This window comes from Rhizobium leguminosarum, assembly GCF_002953715.1.
Taxonomy (GTDB): domain Bacteria; phylum Pseudomonadota; class Alphaproteobacteria; order Rhizobiales; family Rhizobiaceae; genus Rhizobium; species Rhizobium leguminosarum_V.
This window is the reverse complement of the sequence record NZ_CP025016.1, coordinates 298,656-319,500: the sequence shown is the minus strand read 5'-3', so window position 1 is coordinate 319,500 and position 20,845 is coordinate 298,656. Positions and strand designations below refer to the sequence as shown.

Annotated in this window: 19 protein-coding genes and 1 pseudogene; 14 read left to right on the top strand and 6 right to left on the bottom strand. The window is 61.4% G+C overall.

The genetic code is table 11. The features are described 5' to 3' along the window. Positions 1-2: 2 nt before the first annotated feature. Positions 3-122: pseudogene (locus tag CUJ84_RS36320) on the top strand (GNAT family N-acetyltransferase); the annotation flags it as partial. Positions 123-183: 61 nt separating this feature from the next. Here the strand turns inward: CUJ84_RS36320 and CUJ84_RS36315 are convergent. Both CUJ84_RS36315 and CUJ84_RS36310 read right to left on the bottom strand, forming a co-directional pair. Further along, on the bottom strand, positions 184-954 hold the full coding sequence (locus CUJ84_RS36315; protein WP_105010295.1) for a hypothetical protein: 771 nt from the start codon (positions 952-954) through the stop codon (positions 184-186). Positions 955-1,209: 255 nt separating this feature from the next. Further along, the gene (locus tag CUJ84_RS36310) at positions 1,210-2,139 is read right to left on the bottom strand and encodes a LysR family transcriptional regulator (protein ID WP_105010253.1); all 930 of its coding nucleotides are present in this window, start codon (positions 2,137-2,139) and stop codon (positions 1,210-1,212) included. Positions 2,140-2,211: 72 nt separating this feature from the next. Between CUJ84_RS36310 and CUJ84_RS36305 the strand changes: the two genes are divergently transcribed. The 10 genes from CUJ84_RS36305 to glpK all read left to right on the top strand — a co-directional run bounded on the left by CUJ84_RS36305 (position 2,212) and on the right by glpK (position 13,285). Continuing rightward, the gene (locus CUJ84_RS36305; protein WP_105010252.1) at positions 2,212-3,129 is read left to right on the top strand and encodes a DMT family transporter; all 918 of its coding nucleotides are present in this window, start codon (positions 2,212-2,214) and stop codon (positions 3,127-3,129) included. Positions 3,130-3,223: 94 nt separating this feature from the next. Then, the gene (locus CUJ84_RS36300; protein WP_105010251.1) at positions 3,224-3,997 is read left to right on the top strand and encodes a DeoR/GlpR family DNA-binding transcription regulator; all 774 of its coding nucleotides are present in this window, start codon (positions 3,224-3,226) and stop codon (positions 3,995-3,997) included. Between the two features lie 119 nt (positions 3,998-4,116). Further along, on the top strand, positions 4,117-5,631 hold the full coding sequence (gene glpD / locus CUJ84_RS36295; protein ID WP_105010250.1) for a glycerol-3-phosphate dehydrogenase: 1,515 nt from the start codon (positions 4,117-4,119) through the stop codon (positions 5,629-5,631). Between the two features lie 41 nt (positions 5,632-5,672). After that, entirely contained in the window at positions 5,673-6,749 is a 1,077-nt protein-coding gene (locus CUJ84_RS36290; protein WP_105010249.1) for an ABC transporter ATP-binding protein, read from the top strand. 9 nt (positions 6,750-6,758) lie between these two features. Then, positions 6,759-7,829 (top strand): ABC transporter ATP-binding protein, encoded by a 1,071-nt coding sequence (locus tag CUJ84_RS36285; protein ID WP_105010248.1) that lies wholly within the window; start codon positions 6,759-6,761, stop codon positions 7,827-7,829. 3 nt (positions 7,830-7,832) lie between these two features. Further along, positions 7,833-8,699: a carbohydrate ABC transporter permease gene (locus tag CUJ84_RS36280; protein WP_105010247.1), complete on the top strand. Its 867-nt coding sequence runs from the start codon at positions 7,833-7,835 to the stop codon at positions 8,697-8,699. Between the two features lie 13 nt (positions 8,700-8,712). Further along, positions 8,713-9,534, top strand: a complete 822-nt coding sequence (locus tag CUJ84_RS36275; protein WP_105010246.1) for a carbohydrate ABC transporter permease — start codon at positions 8,713-8,715, stop codon at positions 9,532-9,534. 13 nt (positions 9,535-9,547) lie between these two features. After that, complete coding sequence (locus CUJ84_RS36270; RefSeq protein ID WP_105010245.1) at positions 9,548-9,829, top strand: DUF2160 domain-containing protein; 282 nt, start codon at positions 9,548-9,550, stop codon at positions 9,827-9,829. A gap of 77 nt (positions 9,830-9,906) precedes the next feature. Then, on the top strand, positions 9,907-11,631 hold the full coding sequence (locus CUJ84_RS36265; protein ID WP_105010244.1) for an ABC transporter substrate-binding protein: 1,725 nt from the start codon (positions 9,907-9,909) through the stop codon (positions 11,629-11,631). A gap of 151 nt (positions 11,632-11,782) precedes the next feature. Further along, entirely contained in the window at positions 11,783-13,285 is a 1,503-nt protein-coding gene (glpK, locus tag CUJ84_RS36260; RefSeq protein WP_105010243.1) for a glycerol kinase GlpK, read from the top strand. Between the two features lie 38 nt (positions 13,286-13,323). Here glpK and CUJ84_RS36255 read toward each other — a convergent pair whose 3' ends face one another. The 4 genes from CUJ84_RS36255 to CUJ84_RS36240 all read right to left on the bottom strand — a co-directional run bounded on the left by CUJ84_RS36255 (position 13,324) and on the right by CUJ84_RS36240 (position 17,965). Continuing rightward, entirely contained in the window at positions 13,324-14,325 is a 1,002-nt protein-coding gene (locus CUJ84_RS36255) for an ABC transporter permease (protein WP_105010242.1), read from the bottom strand. A gap of 2 nt (positions 14,326-14,327) precedes the next feature. Further along, positions 14,328-15,347, bottom strand: a complete 1,020-nt coding sequence (locus CUJ84_RS36250; protein ID WP_105010241.1) for an ABC transporter permease — start codon at positions 15,345-15,347, stop codon at positions 14,328-14,330. Beyond that, positions 15,337-16,887: a sugar ABC transporter ATP-binding protein gene (locus CUJ84_RS36245; protein WP_105010240.1), complete on the bottom strand. Its 1,551-nt coding sequence runs from the start codon at positions 16,885-16,887 to the stop codon at positions 15,337-15,339. Before CUJ84_RS36245 ends, CUJ84_RS36250 begins: the two co-directional genes overlap by 11 nt. A gap of 64 nt (positions 16,888-16,951) precedes the next feature. Further along, positions 16,952-17,965: a sugar ABC transporter substrate-binding protein gene (locus CUJ84_RS36240; protein ID WP_105010239.1), complete on the bottom strand. Its 1,014-nt coding sequence runs from the start codon at positions 17,963-17,965 to the stop codon at positions 16,952-16,954. A gap of 365 nt (positions 17,966-18,330) precedes the next feature. Here CUJ84_RS36240 and CUJ84_RS36235 point away from each other — a divergent pair, with 365 nt between their 5' ends. The 3 genes from CUJ84_RS36235 to CUJ84_RS36225 all read left to right on the top strand — a co-directional run bounded on the left by CUJ84_RS36235 (position 18,331) and on the right by CUJ84_RS36225 (position 20,842). Then, positions 18,331-19,194: an AraC family transcriptional regulator gene (locus CUJ84_RS36235; protein ID WP_105010238.1), complete on the top strand. Its 864-nt coding sequence runs from the start codon at positions 18,331-18,333 to the stop codon at positions 19,192-19,194. A 106-nt stretch (positions 19,195-19,300) separates the two neighbouring features. Continuing rightward, the gene (locus CUJ84_RS36230) at positions 19,301-19,738 is read left to right on the top strand and encodes a VOC family protein (protein ID WP_027687209.1); all 438 of its coding nucleotides are present in this window, start codon (positions 19,301-19,303) and stop codon (positions 19,736-19,738) included. A 57-nt stretch (positions 19,739-19,795) separates the two neighbouring features. Beyond that, positions 19,796-20,842 (top strand): ABC transporter substrate-binding protein, encoded by a 1,047-nt coding sequence (locus CUJ84_RS36225; protein ID WP_105010237.1) that lies wholly within the window; start codon positions 19,796-19,798, stop codon positions 20,840-20,842. Positions 20,843-20,845: the final 3 nt, after the last annotated feature.

Genomic DNA, 20,845 nt, shown 5'->3' with positions numbered 1-20,845 from the left:
GCATGCCCAAGCCGGATCACGACATGATGGATATTCGAATGGTAACGCCCGGCGAGGACGAGATCCTGGTTGGACACTATCTGAAGATCTGGGATATCTACGGCACGCCGCCGGAGCACCATAGTGGGTGAGCGTTGGTTTCCCATCAAACTACGCTATTGGATAACAAATAGAGAAAGACGCTTAGGAACCGTCGTCAGGTAGCCAAATCCTCAGTTTGCCGACTGACCTGAAGCCCAGCTTTGTCATTTCGTTTAGCGTTGCGCCACTGTCATAGCCGACTAGCGGCACTTCGGGTGAAAAGGCGATAGTGGCCAACGACATGGCATCCCCGAAGGCCTGCAGCGTACCAGTCAGGTTAAAGATATTGGAGATCCCTACAGCCTCGGTTGATCGATTTACGATGCAGCCCGCATCAAAACCGTCGCCGGCCCATCGGCCATAGATATGTATGTTAGGATCGGAAAGCAGGGCCGGTGTGAAGACGTTGGCGTCGGTCTGGCTACCAGACTCTTTCCAGGAATGTTCCCAGCGATCCAGTGCCGCTGCATCGCGAATGCGTGCCCAATCCTGAGGCGCACGCGCTGAAATTCTGCGAGGTTCAGCCCAAATCCATGATGCGGAAAACAACAACTGGAACCCTTTGTTGACGAGGTCGAGCCTGGAAAACCCGTCTTTGAAACCAGGTCGCCGTCCTAGCCGATCTGTCAGCCGACCGATTTCAATCAGCTGTTCCTCTGTTGCATCCGGGTCGAGTGTCGTCATGTTGGAATAGTAGGGGGGTGCGATCGCATCGCTTGACCAAAATGCACTTGTTCGCTGATCAGGCAGTCCATGGGCACGGAACATCGCCTGATACAGGTCTGCATTGTTAGCGGCACAAATGCGCGCTTTTTCTGCATCGGATCGTACCGTGTGTTTCAGAATATTGCTTTGCGAGGAGTTGCGTATCATAAGAAAATCCAATTGCTCGGAGCGTGTGAAACCTAGCCGGTGCATTCGCGATAGAGAGATGAGCGGCTAGGCCAAGTTGCATCGCAGTTTCCGACGGCGAAGTTCCAGCACTAAAAAGCTTCACAGCGGCCTCGACTTTCTTGGTATCGAGTGGCTCGCGCCGCGGTTCTTTCCCTTGGCCTGCGCATCGGCAATGCCGTCGTTTGTCTGCTCTGAGATCAACTGGCTCGATCTAGCGCGGGCCGTCCGATCCGCCTACGCTTTCGCTCGGCCGGGTGCGGTAAACGCGGCGATCGTCGCCTCGTCATGGCCGGCCTCGCGCAGGAAGCGGCTGGCGAATTCGATGGCAGGGCTTCTAAGGGCATCGTCCGGCCGGATCAGGTGAAAGGCCACATGATAATCGAGCGTCCGCTCCGAGACAGTGACGACGCGGCCGGTGGCCAACGCGGCATCCGACAGCGGCGGCCGCGCGAGCGCGATGCCGAGCCCCTGCGCACAGGCATCGATCACCAGATTGTAGTCCTCGAACCGCCGGTCGTGGCCGCGCGGCGTATAGTCGACCCCCTCGCGGGAGAGCCAGCGGCGCCAGCCTTCAATATTCGAATCGTGCAGGATCGGCAGGTCGAGCAACGACAGGGCATCGGAGCGCTGCCCGAGCCGGTCCGCCAGCATCGGGGCGGCGATCGGAAACGATTTCTCCTGCCAGAGCGGCAGGGCACGCACGCCGGCCCACGGCCCCTTGCCGCAGCGAATGGCAAGATCCGTACCTTCGCCGAAATCCGCCAGCCGGTGTTCGAGCGTCAGCTCGACATGCAGCTCGTTTCCTTCGAGCTTCGGCAGGCGCTGAAACAGCCATAGAGAGGCGACGGAGGGCGTCACCGAAAGACGCACCACTGCCTTGTTACGGCGAGGCAGCCAGCGTTCGCCGCTATTGCCGAGCAGCGCGAGTGCTTCCTCCGCCCGCGCGAAAAACCGCATACCTTCCGGCGTCAGGCGCACGCCTCGGGCTTCGCGCGCAAACAGGCGCACACCCATCCAGCGCTCCAGGCGGGAGACCTGCCGCGACACCGCGCCGTGGGTGATGCCGCTTTCCTCGGCCGCTGCGGAAAACGATCCGAGTCGGGCGGCGCGTGCGAAGGTCTCGAGCGTATCGAGCGGCGGAAGAACTGGCGAGCTGTGAACCATACGCACATTTGATCATCGATTGCGATGCTTTTCAAGCACGCATCGAAGGCCTAATCACTGTCGCAGGAACACATGGAGGCGAAAATGAGCACGGCGGCAAGCGTACCGGTTTTGACGAAACAGCAAGGCGGGTTCGATCTGGTGGCCTTTGCGGCGATCGTCGTCACCATCCTCTCTTGGGCTTCCTCCTTCGTGGTGATCCGCATCTGTCTCGGACCACTGACGCCGATCGAACTGGCGACGGCGCGTTATGTGGCAGCTGGCGTCATCGCCCTCGTCTATCTCGTCATCTATCGGCCGATGCCGGAAAAACGCGATTTTTTCCGCCTCTCCGTTGCCGCGGTGCTCTTCATCGCGGCCTATGCAGTTCTGTTGAACACCGGCGAGCAGACCGTTGCGGCAGGACCGGCGAGCTTCATCATCAACACCATGCCCGTCTTCACCGCCCTCATTGCCACATTCGCGCTCGGCGAGCGCTTCGGCCGCTGGGGCTGGGTGGGCACCGCTGTTTCCTTCGGCGGCGTGGCGCTGATTGCGGTCGCCTCCGACGGCGGCTTCAAGCTCGATCCGAATGCCGTCCTCATCCTGGGCGCAGCACTTTGCTCGGCGATCGCCAGCGTGCTGCAGAAGCCGCTGCTCGGGCGGCTGCCGGCGCTTGCCGTCACCGCCTGGATCCTGCTCATCGGTTCCGTGCCGCTGGTTCCGGCCGTTCCGGCGACGATCCAGGCGCTGGCCGCAGCACCGGCGGAGGTGAACTGGGGCGTTGCCTATCTTGTCATCTTCCCCACCGCGATCGGATACCTCACCTGGGCGATCGCGCTGAAGCGGCTGACGGCCGCCCGCGCCTCGAATTTCCTCTATGGCGTTCCGCCGGTCGCTACGCTGATCGGGTTCGTCTGGCTGGGCGAAACGCCGACGGCGCTCGGCGCAATCGGTGGCGTCATGGCAATCCTCGGCGTGCTGGTCGTCAACGTGATGCGGAAGCGGTAGCGTCAAATTCGGGCCGTGAAGGCGGCCTGGCAACAGTTAGGCATTGCGCCGCCGTTCGCTTTCTTTAAAACGAAAGCAGATCGAAAGGCGCCCCATGTTCTTGACCGACCGGCAAATTGAAATCGTCGCGATTGCGAAATCAAGCGGCAGGGTTCTGGTCGAGGAGCTCGCCTCCCGCTTTTCGGTGACGCCGCAGACAATCCGCAAGGACCTGAACGATCTCTGCGATGCGCAGGTACTGACACGCATCCATGGCGGCGCAACATTTCCGAGCGGGACGGAGAACGTCAAATACGAGGCGCGCCGCCAGATCGCCGCTTCCGAGAAACAGGCAATCGGCATTGCGGCCGTCGAGCTCATCCCGAGCGGTGCCTCGCTCTTCATCAATATCGGAACGACGACAGAGGCAGTGGGCGAGGCGCTCGCCAACCATCACGAGCTGATGGTTATCACCAATAATATCAATGTTGCCAATAGGTTACGTCTTTTTCCAGCAATCGAGGTCGTCATTGCCGGCGGCGTCGTGCGCGGTTCGGACGGCGGGATCGTCGGCGAGGCGGCCGTCGATTTCATCCGCCAGTTCAAGGTCGATTACGCTGTGATCGGCGCTTCGGCGATCGACATAGACGGCGCGCTTCTCGATTATGATTTTCGCGAAGTGAAGGTCGCTCAAGCAATCATCGCCAATGCCCGACATGTCATTCTCGTTGCCGATTCGACGAAGTTCGAACGTACCGCACCGGTCAGGATCGGCCAGCTTTCCCAGGTTCATACCTTCATCACCGACCACTGTCCGGTGTCGTCGATCCGCAATCTCTGCCTCGAAAACAATGTGAAACTGATCGAAACGAATGGCCGATCCCGTTAGAGGGCGATCTGCGGAAACATTCGTTTGACATTCGGATCTCTTTCGTTTTAACTGATGTCACTTTCGCAATTGCGCAAATTTTGTGCGATGCGAAATCGACAGCGGGCTCGGAGGGGGAATTGGGCCGAAATATTCACGACATATTCGTCATCGGGGGCGGCATCAACGGCTGCGGCATCGCGCGCGACGCTGTTGGGCGGGGCTATTCGGTGGCGCTGGCGGAGATGAACGATTTTGCCTCGGGTACCTCGTCGGGCGCCACCAAGCTGATCCATGGCGGCCTGCGTTACCTCGAGCATTACGAGTTTCGCCTGGTGCGTGAATCGCTGATGGAGCGCGAGATCCTCTGGGCGATGGCGCCGCACATCATCTGGCCGCTGCGTTTCGTATTGCCCTACCACAAGGGCGGCATCCGTCCGGCCTGGCTGATCCGGCTCGGCCTGTTCCTCTACGACCATCTCGGCGGCCGCAAGCTGTTACCGCCGACATCCGTTCTCGACATGCGCAGCGATCCGGCGGGCAAGCCGCTGAAGGCGCTGTTTGCCAAGGCCTTCGAATATTCCGACGGCTGGGTCGACGATGCCCGCATGGTGGTACTGAACGCCCGCGACGCCGCCGACAAAGGGGCAGCCATCATGCCGCGCACCAAAGTGGTGTCGGCGAGGCGCGAGAATGGCCTGTGGCATATCGAAACCACCGATACCGTCACCGGCCGTAATGACAGCCATCAGGCCAGGATGCTGGTCAATGCCGCCGGTCCCTGGGTCGACCATGTCATCCGTTCCGCTTTTGGCCAGAACGAAGCCCATCATGTCCGCCTCGTCCAGGGCAGCCATATCGTCGTGAAGAAGAAGTTCGACGATGTGAGAGCCTATTTCTTTCAGAACCCCGACAACCGCATCATCTTCGCCATCCCCTACGAGGGCGACTTCACCCTGATCGGCACCACGGATCGCGACTACACCGCCGATCCCAAGGATGTCAGGATTTCGGAGGAGGAGACGGTCTATCTCTGCAATGCGGCGTCGGAATATTTCAAGGAGCCGGTCAGGCCGGAGGATATCGTCTGGACCTATTCTGCGGTCAGGCCGCTTTATGATGATGGTGCCTCGAAGGCGCAGGAGGCGACGCGCGACTATGTGCTGAAGCTGGAAGGCGAAGGTGCCGGCGCGCCGCTGCTCAACGTCTTCGGCGGCAAGCTCACCACCTATCGCCGGCTTTCCGAACATGCGCTGGAGAAGATCGGTGCCGCGATCGGGGCCAAAGGAGCCCCGTGGACGGCCAAAAGCCATCTGCCGGGCGGCGACTTCCCGGTCCGCGGTTACGAGGCACAGGTTGACAAGCTGAAGCGGCGTTATTCGTTCCTCGCCGATCGGCATGCCCGCCGGCTGGTGCGCCGCTACGGCACCAAGGCGGAGCTGTTGCTTGGCGATGCCCGCGGCATCGACGATCTCGGACGGCTCTTCGGCGGCGATCTCTACGAGGCAGAGGTCACCTATCTCGTCGAACATGAATGGGCCCGGCACGCCGAAGACGTGCTGTGGAGGAGAACAAAGGATGGTCTGCGCCTTTCGAAGGAGCAGGCCCAGTCACTGGAGGAGTACATGGCTGCCATGCCGGCGATGGCCGGGTAGGAGCCATGTGGTCCCCGCTGCGTGGAGGCACGGGAATCGGAATGCTGGAACTGCGAAACGCCGCCAAGATGGTGGGCGCGGACTATCATATCTATCCGACCGATCTGGTTCTCGAGCGGGGCACGCTTAATGTCCTGCTCGGGCCGACGCTCGCGGGTAAAACGTCGCTGATGCGGCTGATGGCGGGGCTTGACCGCCCCACAGGCGGCTCCATCCATTTCGACGGCACTGACGTCACCGGCATGCCGGTACAGAAGCGCAACGTCGCCATGGTCTACCAACAGTTCATCAACTATCCGGCGCTAACCGTCTACGACAACATCGCCTCGCCGATGCGTATATCGGGCAAGGATGCCGCCACGATCGACAGTGAGGTGCGCAAGGCGGCTGAGTTGCTGAAGCTCACGCCCTATCTCGACCGCACCCCGCTCAATCTGTCCGGCGGCCAGCAGCAGCGCACTGCGCTTGCGCGCGCGCTCGTCAAGAATGCCAGCCTCGTGCTGATGGACGAGCCGCTCGCCAATCTCGACTACAAGCTGCGCGAGGAACTGCGCGAGGAACTGCCGAAGATCTTTGCCCAATCCGGCGCGATCTTCGTCTATGCCACAACCGAGCCTTCCGAGGCGCTCCTGCTTGGCGGCAATACGGCAACGCTGAACCAGGGCCGGGTGACCCAGTTCGGGCCGACGATCGAGGTTTATCGCCGACCCGTCAATCTCGCTACCGCCGGCATTTTCGCCGATCCGCCGCTGAACACCCTCGACGTCACGAAATCCGGCAATGTGTTCACGCGTCCGAGCGGGGTCACGATCTCGGTTCCCTCGCATCTGGCCGTCGTGCCGGATGGTCCCGTTACCATCGCTTTCCACCCGCATCATCTCGGCCTTGCGCCGCAGACCGGCGATGCAGCCCGCCTGCAGGCGCGCACGCTGGTTTCCGAGATTACCGGCTCGGAGAGCTTCGTTCACCTGGAATATGACGGTGTGCGCTGGGTGATGCTGGCGCATGGCATTCACGACATCGATCCCGACATGGAGGTCGAAGCCTTTCTCGACACCCGCCACCTGATGGCCTTCGGCAGCGACGGCCGCGCCATCGCTGCGGCCGGAAAGGTATAGGAGAGCACAATGGCACGCATCACGCTCGACCATATCCGCCACGCCTACGGCGCCAATCCGAAGTCCGACAAGGATTATTCGCTGAAGGAAGTCGACCACGAATGGAACGATGGCGGCGCCTATGCGCTGCTCGGCCCCTCCGGCTGCGGCAAGACCACGCTGCTCAACATCATCTCCGGCCTGCTGCAGCCCTCGCACGGCCGCATCCTGTTCGACGGCAAGGATGTCACGAACCTTTCGACGCAGAGCCGCAACATCGCCCAGGTCTTCCAGTTTCCGGTCATCTACGACACGATGACCGTCTACGACAATCTCGCCTTTCCCCTGCGCAACCGCGGTGTGGCAGAGGCGGATGTCGACCGGCGCGTCCGCGACATCCTCGAAATGATCGACCTTGCCAGCTGGGCCAGGCGCAAGGCGCAGGGCCTGACCGCCGACCAGAAGCAGAAGATCTCGCTCGGCCGCGGGCTGGTGCGCAACGACGTCAACGCCATCCTGTTCGACGAGCCGCTGACCGTCATCGATCCGCATATGAAATGGGTACTGCGTTCGCAGCTGAAGCGGCTGCACAAGCAGTTCGGCTTCACCATGGTGTATGTTACCCACGACCAGACGGAAGCGCTGACCTTCGCCGAAAAGGTCGTCGTCATGTATGACGGCCAAATCGTCCAGATCGGCACGCCGGCCGAGCTCTTTGAGCGGCCGAGCCACACCTTCGTCGGCTATTTCATCGGTTCGCCGGGCATGAATTTCATGCCGGCCAGGATCGAAGGCAGCGCCGTCAAGGTCGGAGACGAGACCCTGACGCTCGATTACGCGCCGAAGACATCAGGCAACGCCAAGACCGAACTCGGCATCCGCCCCGAATTCATTCGTCTCGGGCGGGAGGGCATGCAGGTCACGATCAGCAAGGTCGAGGATATCGGCCGGCAGAAGATCGTGCGCGCCCGCTTTGCCGGTCAGCCAATCGCGATCGTCGTGCATGAAGATGCCGAGATCCCGGCCGACGCCCGTGTCACCTTCGATCCGTCCGCCATCAGCATCTACGCCGACAGCTGGCGTGTCGGCAGGGAGGCCTGAGCTATGCAGAAGACGTGGAATAACAAAGCCTGGTTTCTGGTCCTGCCGGTGCTGCTGCTCGTGGCGTTTTCGGCCGTCATCCCGCTGATGACCGTCGTCAACTATTCGGTGCAGGATACGTTCGGCAATAACGAGTTCTTCTGGGCCGGTACCGACTGGTTCGTGCAGACCCTGCATTCCGATCGCTTCTGGGAAGCGCTGCAGCGCAATCTGTTCTTCTCCTTCATCATTCTGGCGCTGGAAATTCCGCTCGGTATTTTCATTGCACTCAACATGCCGAAAACAGGACCGGGCGTTCCCGTCTGCCTGGTGCTGATGGCGCTGCCGCTGCTCATTCCGTGGAATGTCGTCGGCACCATCTGGCAGGTCTTCGGGCGTGTCGATATCGGCCTGCTCGGCCATACGCTGGAAGCGATCGGCCTCGATTACAATTATGTCCGCGATCCGATCGATGCCTGGGTCACCGTCATCGTCATGGACGTCTGGCACTGGACAAGCCTTGTCGTGCTGCTCTGCTATGCCGGCCTCGTCTCGATCCCGGATGCCTATTATCAGGCGGCCAAGATCGACGGCGCCTCGCGCTGGTCCGTCTTCCGCTATATCCAGCTGCCGAAGATGAAGCGGGTGCTTCTGATCGCCGTGCTCCTGCGCTTCATGGACAGTTTCATGATCTATACCGAACCCTTCGTCGTCACCGGCGGCGGCCCCGGCAACTCGACGACCTTCCTGTCCATCGACCTCGTGAAGATGGCGGTCGGCCAGTTCGATCTCGGCCCGGCGGCGGCGATGTCGATCATCTACTTCCTCATCATCCTGCTGCTCTCCTGGGTGTTCTACACCGTGATGACCAGCAGCGACGCGAACGGCTGAAGGGAGGCGAGATATGACCAACAAGTACAAACCCGCAGGCAGCCTCTCCTGGCTCGTCCCGACGATCTACATCATCTTCCTGATCCTGCCGATCTACTGGCTCATCAATATGAGCTTCAAGGAGAATTCGGAAATCACCGGCGCCTTCTCGCTCTGGCCGACCAGCCCGACGCTGCGCAACTACACGGTCATCTTTACCGATCCATCCTGGTACAACGGTTACATCAACTCGATCATCTACGTGGTGATGAACACGGTGATCTCGGTCGCCGCGGCGCTGCCGGCGGCCTATGCCTTCTCGCGCTACCGTTTCCTCGGCGACAAACACCTGTTTTTCTGGCTGCTGACCAACCGCATGGCGCCGCCGGCGGTCTTCGCACTGCCGTTCTTCCAGCTCTATTCGGCCTTCGGCCTGATCGACACGCATATCGCGGTAGCGCTCGCTCACTGCCTGTTCAACGTGCCGCTCGCCGTCTGGATCCTCGAAGGTTTCATGTCCGGCGTGCCGAAGGAGATCGACGAGACCGCCTATATCGACGGTTATTCCTTCCCGCGCTTCTTTATCAAGATCTTCATTCCGCTGATCGCCAGCGGCGTCGGCGTCGCAGGCTTCTTCTGCTTCATGTTCTCATGGGTCGAGCTGCTGCTTGCCCGCACGCTGACGACGACTGCGGCAAAGCCGATCTCGGCGATCATGACGCGGACGGTCTCCGCCTCCGGCATGGACTGGGGCGTGCTCGCGGCTGCCGGCGTGCTGACCATCATTCCGGGCGCGCTCGTCATCTATTTCGTCCGCAACTACATCGCCAAGGGCTTCGCGCTCGGGCGCGTTTGAGGAGGACACCGTTATGAGTTTTTCCTGGATGGCCTGGACACTGCCGACGACGCTGTTCTTCCTGACGATCCTGGCGCTTCTGATCGCCATGGGCGTCTGGGAATATCTTTCGCCGGGCGGCTCGCCGCGCACGGGCGTACTGCGCTTCGAGACGACGCGCGGAGACCGGCTCTTCGTTTCGCTGCTGGGCAGCGCTTTCATTCATCTTGCATGGCTTGGGCTCGGTGGGCCCAACCTGTGGTGGGCTCTTGCTATCTCCGTGGTCTACGCCATCGGCGTCTTCCGCTACGTGTGACGGCAAGGAGAAGACAGATGGCCGGGGGTACTGGCCGCCTGAGACGTGACTGCAATCGCAAACCCTGGGAGGATATTATGCGAAGGCACTTATTGACGACGACAGCAGGCTTGCTGCTGGCAATGACAGCTTCGGCTTATGCCGGCATGGACGAGGCCAAGACTTTCCTCGACAAGGAAGTCGGCGACCTCTCGACGCTTCCGCGCGCCGACCAGGAAAAGGAAATGCAGTGGTTCGTCGATGCCGCGAAGCCTTTCGCCGGCATGGACATCAAGGTCGTCTCGGAAACGCTGACGACGCACGAATATGAATCGAAGGTGCTGGCGCCCGCCTTCACCGCGATCACCGGCATCAAGGTCACCCACGACCTCATCGGCGAAGGCGACGTGGTCGAAAAGCTGCAGACGCAGATGCAGTCGGGCGAAAATATCTACGACGCCTATGTCAACGACAGCGACCTGATCGGCACCCATTGGCGCTACCAGCAGGCCCGCTCGCTGACCGACTGGATGGCGAATGAAGGCAAGGACGTCACCAATCCGGGCCTCGACCTCGCCGACTTCATCGGCACCAAGTTCACGACCGCGCCGGACAAGAAGCTCTATCAGCTGCCCGACCAGCAGTTCGCCAACCTCTATTGGTTCCGCTACGACTGGTTCAACGACGAGAAGAACAAGGCCGACTTCAAGGCGAAATACGGCTACGATCTCGGCGTTCCGGTCAACTGGTCGGCCTATGAGGACATCGCCGAATTCTTCACCGGCCGCGACGTGAACGGCAAGAAGGTTTTCGGCCATATGGACTACGGCAAGAAGGACCCGTCGCTCGGCTGGCGCTTCACCGATGCCTGGCTGTCGATGGCCGGCAACGGCGACAAGGGCCTTCCGAACGGCCTTCCGGTCGATGAATGGGGCATCAAGGTCGACGAGAATTCGCGTCCTGTCGGTTCGTGCGTCGCGCGCGGCGGCGATACCAACGGCCCGGCATCGGTCTATTCGATCCAGAAGTATCTCGACTGGATCAAATCCTATGCTCCGCCGGAAGCTGGCGGCATGACCTTCTCCGAATCCGGTCCGGTTCCGGCGCAGGGTGCCGTTGCCCAGCAGATCTTCTGGTACACAGCCTTCACCGCCGACATGGTCAAGCCCGGCCTGCCGGTGATGAACGACGACGGCACGCCGAAATGGCGTATGGCGCCGAGCCCGCACGGTGTCTACTGGAAGGACGGCATGAAGCTCGGCTATCAGGACGTCGGTTCGTGGACGCTGATGAAGTCGACGCCTGACGACCGCGCCAAGGCCGCATGGCTCTATGCGCAGTTCGTCACCTCGAAGACGGTCGATGTGAAGAAGAGCCATGTCGGCCTCACCTTCATCCGCGAATCCACCATTCGCGACAAGAGCTTCACGGAGCGTGCTCCGAAGCTCGGCGGCCTGATCGAGTTCTACCGCTCGCCGGCTCGCGTCCAGTGGTCGCCGACCGGCACCAACGTTCCTGATTATCCGAAGCTCGCCCAGCTTTGGTGGCAGGCGATCGGCGATGCCGCTTCCGGCGCAAAGACCGCGCAGGCAGCCATGGACTCGCTGTGCGGCGAACAGGAAAAGGTGCTTCAGCGCCTGGAACGCGCCAAGGTGCAGGGCGATATCGGCCCGAAACTCGCCGAGGAGCATGATCTCGCCTATTGGAACGCGGATGCGGTAAAGAAGGGCAACCTTGCGCCGCAGCTGAAGATCGAGAACGAGAAGGAAAAGCCGGTTACCGTCAACTACGACGAACTCGTCAAGAGCTGGCAGTCCAACTAAGGCGGACCCCGGCCGGAAGCAGCGAGGCTTCCGGCCGTCACTTCCTGCCACCGGCAGCAAGCCGGTGGCACCCACAATCTTTCTCTCATGAAACGTCGGTCTCCTGCTGTCCTTTGCAGGCGGAGCGGTTTCGTGCGAGCCGGAGACGGATATGAGCGGCTATATTCTTTCAATCGACCAGGGCACGACCTCCTCGCGTGCGATCGTCTTCGACGGCGACATGAAAATGGCCGGCTCGGCGCAAGCGGAGATCACTCAATATTATCCGCAGCCTGGATGGGTGGAGCACGACGCCGCCGAAATCTGGCGATCCGTCGTCGATACTGTGCGCAGGGCGATCGCCGATGCCGGTATTGACGCCTCCGATATCACCGCGATCGGCATCACCAACCAGCGCGAGACCGCGGTCGTCTGGGACCGCGGGTCCGGGACACCGCTTCACCGCGCGATCGTCTGGCAGGACAGGCGCACCGCGGAAATGTGCGAGAGCCTGAAAGCCGATGGATACGAGAAGCTGTTCAGCGCCAAGACCGGGCTGCTGCTCGACCCTTATTTCTCCGGAACGAAGCTGCGCTGGCTGCTCGACAATGTCGATGGCCTGCGTGAGAAGGCGGAAGTGGGCGACGTCTGCTTCGGCACGATCGACAGCTGGCTGATCTACAATTTGACTGATGGACGCGTGCATGCCACCGATGCGACCAATGCATCGAGGACGCTGCTCTACAATATCGATGACGGCGCCTGGGACGAGGAGCTTCTCGGCATTCTCCGCATTCCGGCCGCCATGCTTCCTGACGTCAGGGAATGTGCCGATGATTTCGGCCACGTCGACAAGGCGTTGTTCGGCGTGGAACTGCCGATCCTCGGGGTCGCCGGCGACCAGCAGGCGGCGGCGATGGGCAATGCCTGCTTCGAGCCCGGCATGATGAAATCCACCTACGGGACCGGCTGCTTTGCCCTGTTGAACACAGGCCGGGATCGTGTTTCCTCCTCCAACCGGATGCTGACGACGATCGCCTATCGACTCGACGGCGAGACGACCTATGCGCTCGAGGGCTCGATCTTCATCGCCGGTGCTGCCGTGCAATGGCTGCGCGACGGCCTCGGCATCATCGGGCAGGCATCCGAGGCAGGCGTGCTTGCCGCCAAGGCCGATCCCGGACAGCAGGTCTACATCGTTCCGGCCTTCACCGGGCTCGGCGCCCCCTATTGGGATCCGGCTGCGCGCGGCGCGATCTTCGGTCTGACGCGAAACAGCGGCCCGGCGGAATTCGCCCGCGCCGTGCTTGAATCCGTCGCCTACCAGACGCTCGATCTGCTGGTGGCGATGAAGAAGGACTGGGGCGTCAACCAGCTGGAAACGGTGTTGCGCGTCGATGGCGGCATGGCGGCTTCGGATTGGACGATGCAGAGCCTGGCCGACATGACCGGAAACCCCGTCGACCGCTCGGCGATCCGCGAGACGACGGCGCTGGGCGCAGCCTGGCTTGCCGGCTCGAAAGCCGGCATCTGGCCAGGCAAGCGGGATTTTGCGCAGGCCTGGGCCTGCGACCGCCGCTTCAGCCCTTCGATGGATGAGACCGAGCGGCAAGGCAAGATCATCGGCTGGAAGAATGCCGTATCGCGAATGATTTCCGACGCCTCAGTGGGGTAGAACAGCTTCCCCAAATACGACCGCAGTGGCGGCTTCTCTTAAGCGCCGCCGGCGGCCTTTCTGTTGATGAAGCTCAGGGCGAGCACGGCGAAGATCAGCGTTCCCGTGCCGACCTGCTGCCAATAGAAGTTCAGATCGGTCAGCAGCAGCCCATTGGCGACGATGCTGAGCAACAGCGCGCCGAGAACGGTCCCGCCGACATTCGGCCGCCCGAGTGGGCTGAGCGTCGTGCCGATGAAGGTCGCGCCGATCGCATTCAGCAGGAAGGCATTGCCAGAGGAGGGGATGTAGGTGGTGACGGTTGCGGTCAGGATCAGGCCGGCGATTGCCGCGATCAACCCGACCAGGATGAAAGTCACCGCGACATGGGCCGGCGCGGCGATGCCGGAGTAGCGCACGACGCCCGGCTGGATGCCGATCGATAGGATGACGCGGCCGAAACGCGTGCGGGCAAAAACAATGGCAGCAGCGGCGATGACGACGATGGCCGCCGCAAGCGGTACCGGAAAGCCGGCGATCGTGCCATGGCCGAGGAAACGGAAGGCTTCCGGCACGCCGTTCGGCGGCAGATAAACCGGATTGCCGCCATTGGTCAGCAGCTGCTGCACGCTGCGGCCGATGAACAGCGTGCCGAGCGTGGCGAGGAAGGGCGACACGCCGATCCCTGATATCAGCAGCGCGTTGAAGGCGCCGACGAATGCTCCGGCGGCCAGTCCCGCGAGTGCGGCGACTGCCACCGGCTGCCCGGCGAGGACGAGCGAAACGAAGGCGAAGCTCGCAAAATCCATCGCCGTTCCCACCGAAAGATCGATGCCGCCCGACGCGACGGCGAAGGTCATGGCGACGGAGACGATGGCAAGCAGCGTGAAATTGTTGACCAGGATGCTCTGCAGGTTCGCAGGCGTCAGGAATGTCGGCGTTGCCACGGAAAAGGCGGCAAACACCGCAAACAGGGCGAGGATCAGCCCATAGCGTACCAGGCCGCCGGCGATAAGACGCGGCAGGCCGATGCTGGCGGGGGTAGGGGTCTGGAGCGACATGGTCAGGCCTCCTGTCGGCGCAGCAGCGTGGTCGCGGAAACGACGATGAGAATGAGCACGCCCTGGACGCCGCTGACCAGCGTGCTCGAAATATTCAGCAGCTGGAAACCGTTGACCAGGAAGCCGACCAAAAGAGCCGAAAGCAGCGTCCCCGTGACCGTTGGAACCAGCCGGCGCGAAAAGACCGAGCCGAGCAGGGCCGTCACGACGACGGGCAACAGCATCTCGCCGGCGCCGGTCGTGCTGCCGCTCAGATAGGAAACCGAAAGGATGCCGGCGATGCCACCGGAGACGCCGCTGGCGACGAAGGCGCCGGCCAGCAGCCGTCGAAGCGGCAGACCTGCGGCACGCGCCGCATCCGGAAACTCACCGACGGCGTAGAGACGCAGGCCGAGCGGGGTATATTGCACGATCGCCGTGGTGATCGCCGTGAAGCCGAGGAGCACATAGGCAAGAACCGGGATGCCGAAAGGATCCGAGGCCGAGAGCGCCGATAGGAAGGGCGTCGAGGCCGGCAGGACGGTATTGCCGGTCAGTACCAACTCCAGGCCGGCGACGACGTTCATCACAGCCAGCGTGGCCAGCAGCGGCACGATACCGGCATAGACGACGGCAACGGCATTGACCGTGCCGATCAGGGCGCCAGTCAAGATTGTCGCGGCAATCGCCGTTGCATCGCTGTAGCCGAGTTGCGTCAGGCTCGCATAGACGGCGGCGCTGAGGCCCATATTGGCAGCGAGCGACAGGTCGATGCCACCGGTGACGACATTGGAGCCGCCGGCAATCAGCACGATCGTCAGCCCGATGGCAAGCACGCCCGAGATGGCCGATTGGCCAAGCACGTTGCCGATATTGCCGATGCTGAGGAAATAGGGTGCGGTCAACGAGAAGATGATCAGGATGGCGGCGAAAGCGATCAGCGATCCGAAGCGCAATGCCGCAGCCGCAATATTGCCGGCCGGCCGGGGAGGCGGTTCCACAGCGGAAAAACCGGAAGGCGCGAATTCCACTTCAGCCGACATGGCGATGTCCCTCGGATGATCCGGTCGATTGAGCCAACACGGCATCCGCCGTGGTCTCCGACGATATGAATTCCCGCACCACGCGGCCGCGGAAGAGCACCAGGATGCGATCGGTGATGCCGACGAGCTCGGGCAGATCCGAAGACAGCACGATGACGCCGGCGCCGCGCGACGCGAGTTCGCCGATCAGCGTATAGATTTCGACCTTGGAGCCGATATCGACGCCGACCGTCGGCTCGTCGAGGAGATAGACCTCGGAACGGCGGCTCAGCCACTTGGCGATGGCCACCTTCTGCTGGTTGCCGCCCGAAAGCGTGCGTAGCAGGGCATCGCGCCCATTGGTCTTCACCTGCAGTCGCGCAATCAGAGCGTCCACTTCTCTCTGTTCGCGTCTGCGATCGAGAAAGCCGAAACGCGTAAAGCGGCCAAGGCTGGAAAGGCTGATATTTTCCGCGACGCTGAGGTCGAGCGCGACGCCGTGGCGACGCCGGTCTTCCGGCACCAGGGCGATCTCGCGACCAGCTGCCTGGGTGGGATTGTTGAAACGGGCAGCCTTGCCGCTGATCTCGATATTGCCGGAAGTCGGGGTCTCCAGACCGAAGAGAGTGCGGACCAGCTCCTTCGCGCCGGAGCCGAGCAGGCCGGTGAGGCCGAGCACCTCGCCGCGTCGAAGCGTGAAACTCACGTCGCTATATTTCCCTGGCGCCGACAGCTGCTCGACCTTGAGGATTTCCTCGCCCGGCGTCACTTGCGGCTTTGGAAACATCTCCTTGATATCACGTTCGACCATCAGCCGCGCAATCGCGCTGGCTGAGGTCTCCCCGATCGGCACGGAGGCGACGTCCAGCCCATTGCGCAGCACGGTGACGTGGTCGCAGAGCTCTTCGATTTCGTTCAGGTAATGCGAGATATAGATGATGGTGACGCCTTCGTCGCGCAGACGGCGGATCAACCGGAAGAGGATATCGGCCTCGCGGCGCACCAAGGCGGCCGTCGGCTCGTCGAAGACGAGCACCTTCGGCTGATTGAGGAGCGCGCGGGTGATTTGCACGATCTGTTTTTCGGCAGTCGACAATTCGCCGATCAAGGCGGCGTTCGGCAACCGGATACCGAAATAGTCATTGAGAATGTCAGACGCACGGCGCTGCATCAGTCGCCGGTCGAGGAACGGTGTGCCCGCAATGCGGGGTTCCCGGCCGAGGTACAGGGCTTCGCCGACAGTAAACGTCGGCACCAGCAGCCGGTCCTGGTGAATGAAATGGATGCCGAGCTCTTCGGCAAGATGCGGTGTCAGCCTGTCGAATGTTCGCCCTTCGATCTCGATCCGGCCGCCATCGGGCTGGTGAAGACCGGCCAGTAGCTTGATCAGCGTCGACTTGCCGGCGCCGTTCTGGCCGACGAGACCGTGGATGGTGCCGCGCCTGACGATCAGCGACGCACCGGCAAGCGCCTGCGCACCGCCGAAATGCTTGACGATGCCTTCAAAGCGGATGATGTCGTCGCGTGCCGTCACCGGCTGCTTCAACGAAATGGCCGTCATGTCGATCTCTCCGGGCGGGCAGATTCCGAGCGATCCGACACGGCCGGATCGCTCTGGTTCAATGTCAGCCGATGCCGAGCTTCTTGGTGACTTCGCCGACATTGGTCTTGTTGGCGAGCAGTGCCGGAACATAGGTCTCGCGCGGCAGCGTCTGGCCGGCGAGCATCTTGGCGACGTTGCGGATGGCGGTGCGGCCGATTTCTGCCGGCTGCTGGGCGACATCGGCGCCGGCCGGCGAATTCGGATCGGCGATGAGCTGCAGCACTTCCGGGCTGCCATCGACGCCATAGGTCCGAATCTCGGTCCGCCCGGCGGCAGCCAAAGCCTGGGTCGCGCCAAGCTGCGGAATGTCCCAGGCCGACCAGATCGCCTTGATCGAACCCTTTTCCGGATATTTGTTGAGGATCGCCGTGATCTGCGTGAAGGCGTCCTGCACGGTGTTCGGGATGACGTCGCGCAATTCCGGCTGGAGGATTTTCACCTTTGGGAAATATTTGACGACATTGACCAGTTGGTCGTAGCGGATCGCGCAGGGGGTCACGCCGTAGAAGCCGTTGAAGACGACGATATTGCCTTCGCCGCCGATATCGGAGACGAGCTGCAGCGCCAGGTCCTTGCCGATGCCCCAGTTGTCGGAGGTGGTGTTGTTGATCGAATTGGTCGAGCCGACGTCGACGGTCAGAACCGGGATCCCGGCATCGCGCGCCTTCTTCAGCCAGGGATCGATGACGCTGAGGGTGCCGAGGATTTGAACGATCGCATCCGGCTTCTGGGCAATCAACGTCTGCAATTGCGAGACCAGCTTGCCGTCGTTGCGTCCGGCATCGACGGCGATCGGCTCGCCACCGAGGCGCTTTACCTCTTCGATCTGGGCATTATAGGCCTGCAGGTCGAAGAAGTGATCGGTGCCGGTTGCGCTGATGGCGATGCGCTTGCCTTTCAGCGACAGTTCTTCGTCGGCCGCGAAAACCGGCTGCTGCCCGACCAGAGCAGCACCCGCGACGACGGCCCCGGCCGCGGCAGACAGTTTCAACAGATCTCGTCTTCCGAGACCGCTTCCGGACTTTTCGATGCTCATTACCATTCTCTCCAATTCAGTTATGTCTATAAATTAAGTAGACTAATGAGAATGGGGAGAAAGGAATTTCCAAAATGACGCTCTCCGATGAAAAGAGTGGACGGAGCAAACGCTCATTTCTGGCTGCGGTTTCCCGCGAGCGGGCCGATCAAGAAGAAACATGCACTGCATAATTCTTGCGCATGCGACCAAATTTGCCGAGGCTCAACTCCTGCCAGGCCCTGGTGCCGTGTGGCGCGACAGCAGGCGTAAAATCACGAATTAATGGGCACCGTCGGGTTTTATGCTGCGACGTTGATATCTAGCGCGAACCTTCGCTCACTTGGCGCGCAACTTGCCTCTCCCCTGCTAGGGAGAATGAAACAATGCCCGACATCGACCCGCAGATTTTCTCAATAAGCCGGCCATCCCTCGGGGGCTACAAGGCCTTCGTTCAACGCGACATGATCGTCGAGACCTATCGCAGCGCTGCGGGGCAAATGGTGTCGAGGGGCTCCCTTCATAGAATTTCGATCAACCGCACGGCGCACGGCAAATATGCCTACCGCCTTGGAAGCGGGGCATTCCGCAAAGTCGAGAGGCATGCGTTCACCCTGGGATTTCAACCGGCCGCCACCGTCCTTGAAGTCGATGGCGATGCGGCGGATTATATCTCGATTTTCCAGTCACCGGCGCTTTACAGCGGCATTGGCGGCTCTCGCTTCGATCCCGAGCATTGGGACAGCGACGCTCTCAGCGCGACGACTGATCCGACAACGCTGCAGGTTGCGCTGTCTCTTGCGCTTGCCGCCGAGAAGACCGGACACGCCGACCCGCTTCTGATGCAGCATCTGGGGATGGCGCTCGCCTGTTGCGTCGTAAAGCTGCTGGGCGCCAAACCTGAAGCCGGCGATCGTCCGCTGACATCGGACAATCTCCGGCGTGTGATCGATTACATCGAGAACCTCCTTGGCAAATCCGATCTGAGTGTGGAGGAGCTGGCCGGGGTGGCCCATATGAGTCCGTTTCATTTCAGCCGGGAATTCAAACGGGCGGCGGGTTTGGCGCCGCATCGTTTCGTTCTCGAACGCCGGATCGAGCGGGCGCGGCTTTACCTCGCCGACGGCAAGGAGACGCTGGCAAACATCGCTTATGCCACAGGCTTTTCCAGCCAGGCCCATTTTTCCAGCGTCTTTCGCCGTCTGATGGGGGCGACGCCGAAGGAATACCAGCGATCGGTTCGTCTCTGAGTCGGCGCTCGCCGAGCGAAATCAGCAATTTTGCGAAAGACAACCGCACGAATTTGAAATCTCTTGAGGCTGCGGTCTGCGAGGCTTTTCCCATCAGGAGGCCCACATGACCGCTTTTGCCCAAACCAATCCGATTACCGACATCTGCTTTTTGGTCGAGGATATCGACAAGGCATCGGCCTTCTATGTCGAGCGGCTTGGCTTCAAACCGCGCCGTCGTGCTCCCGGTTTTGCCGATTTCAAAGGGGCGGGCGTGACGCTGGCGCTCTGGGAGATCGCGCATATCGCTGAGAATACCGGTGTCTCAAGCCGCCGGGCTCCTCCGGGTGTGCACAAGGCCTGCGCGGCCATCGAGCTCGCCTCACCGGAGCAGGTCGATGCTGCCTATGCGGAGCTGAAGACCGCGGGCGTACTCTTCCAGGCGCCACCGCAGGACTATGTCTGGAACGCGCGATGCGTCTATTTCGCCGATCCTGACGATAATCTCTGGGAAATTTATGCGTGGGCCGCAGGCGGTCCGACCGGCGACATCGACCCGCAATAGCGGGCGCAATCGGTCCAGCCAGCCGTCCAACAATCCAACAAGGGGAAGGACAAGCAAATGAACGGGGATGACAAACAAATCGTGGTCGGCAGGCGTACCGTCCTGAAGGGCGGAGCCTTTGCCCTTGCTGCAGCGACGGCAGGGATAAGCGTGTTCGTGCCGCGTCAATCGAATGCCGCCGCATCCAAGGTCGTCATCAAATATGACTGGCTGATGAGCAATGGACAGATCGGCGATATCGTCGCAGTCAAGCAGGGTCTGTTCGAGGCCGAGGGTCTCGACGTTGAGTTTTCCCCTGGCGGTCCCAATTCGGCAACGGTGCCGCCCGTGATCACGGGTGATGCGCAGCTCGGCCAATTCTCGGATTCGGCACAGCTTCTTCTTGCCAGGTCATCCGGCGTGCCGATCAAGATCTTCGCTTGCGGTTTCCGCATGGCGCCTTTCGCCTTCTATTCGCTGCCGAAGGCACCGATCCGCACCGTCACGGATATGGTCGGTAAGCGCATCGGCATCCAGCCGACGGCCCGTTATGTGCTCGACGCCATTCTGCTGAAGAACAATATCGATCCCTCGAGCCTGACCATCACCAATATCGGCTTCGACATGACGCCGCTGATGACCGGCCAGGTCGATGCAGTGACCGGATGGATCACCAACACGCAGGCCCTTTCCATCATCGGCCCAGACCGCATCGATCTGATAATGAAGGACACGGGCCTGCCGTCCTACGCCAACGTCTATTTTGCCACCGACGATGCGGTGACCGGCCATGCCGAGACATTGGCAAAGGTGTTGCGTGCGGTCGCCAAGGGTTGGGCCTGGACGCATGACCATCCCGAGGAGGCGGTCAAATTGACGGTGGAGGCCTATCCGCAGCTCGACCTTGCCGTGGAGCTGAAGACAGTGCCGCGCATATTGTCGCTGAGCTTCGACGCAGCAACCGGTAAGGATGGCTGGGGCAGCTTCGATCCGGCCGCGCTTGCCGAACAGATTTCCGTCTACGACAAGATCGGCCAGTTCAAGAGCGGCGCGCCGAAGCTGGAGGACTGCTATACGACCAGGATCCTCGACATGACGGCGGGTGACCGCCCGAAGATTGCGTGAGAG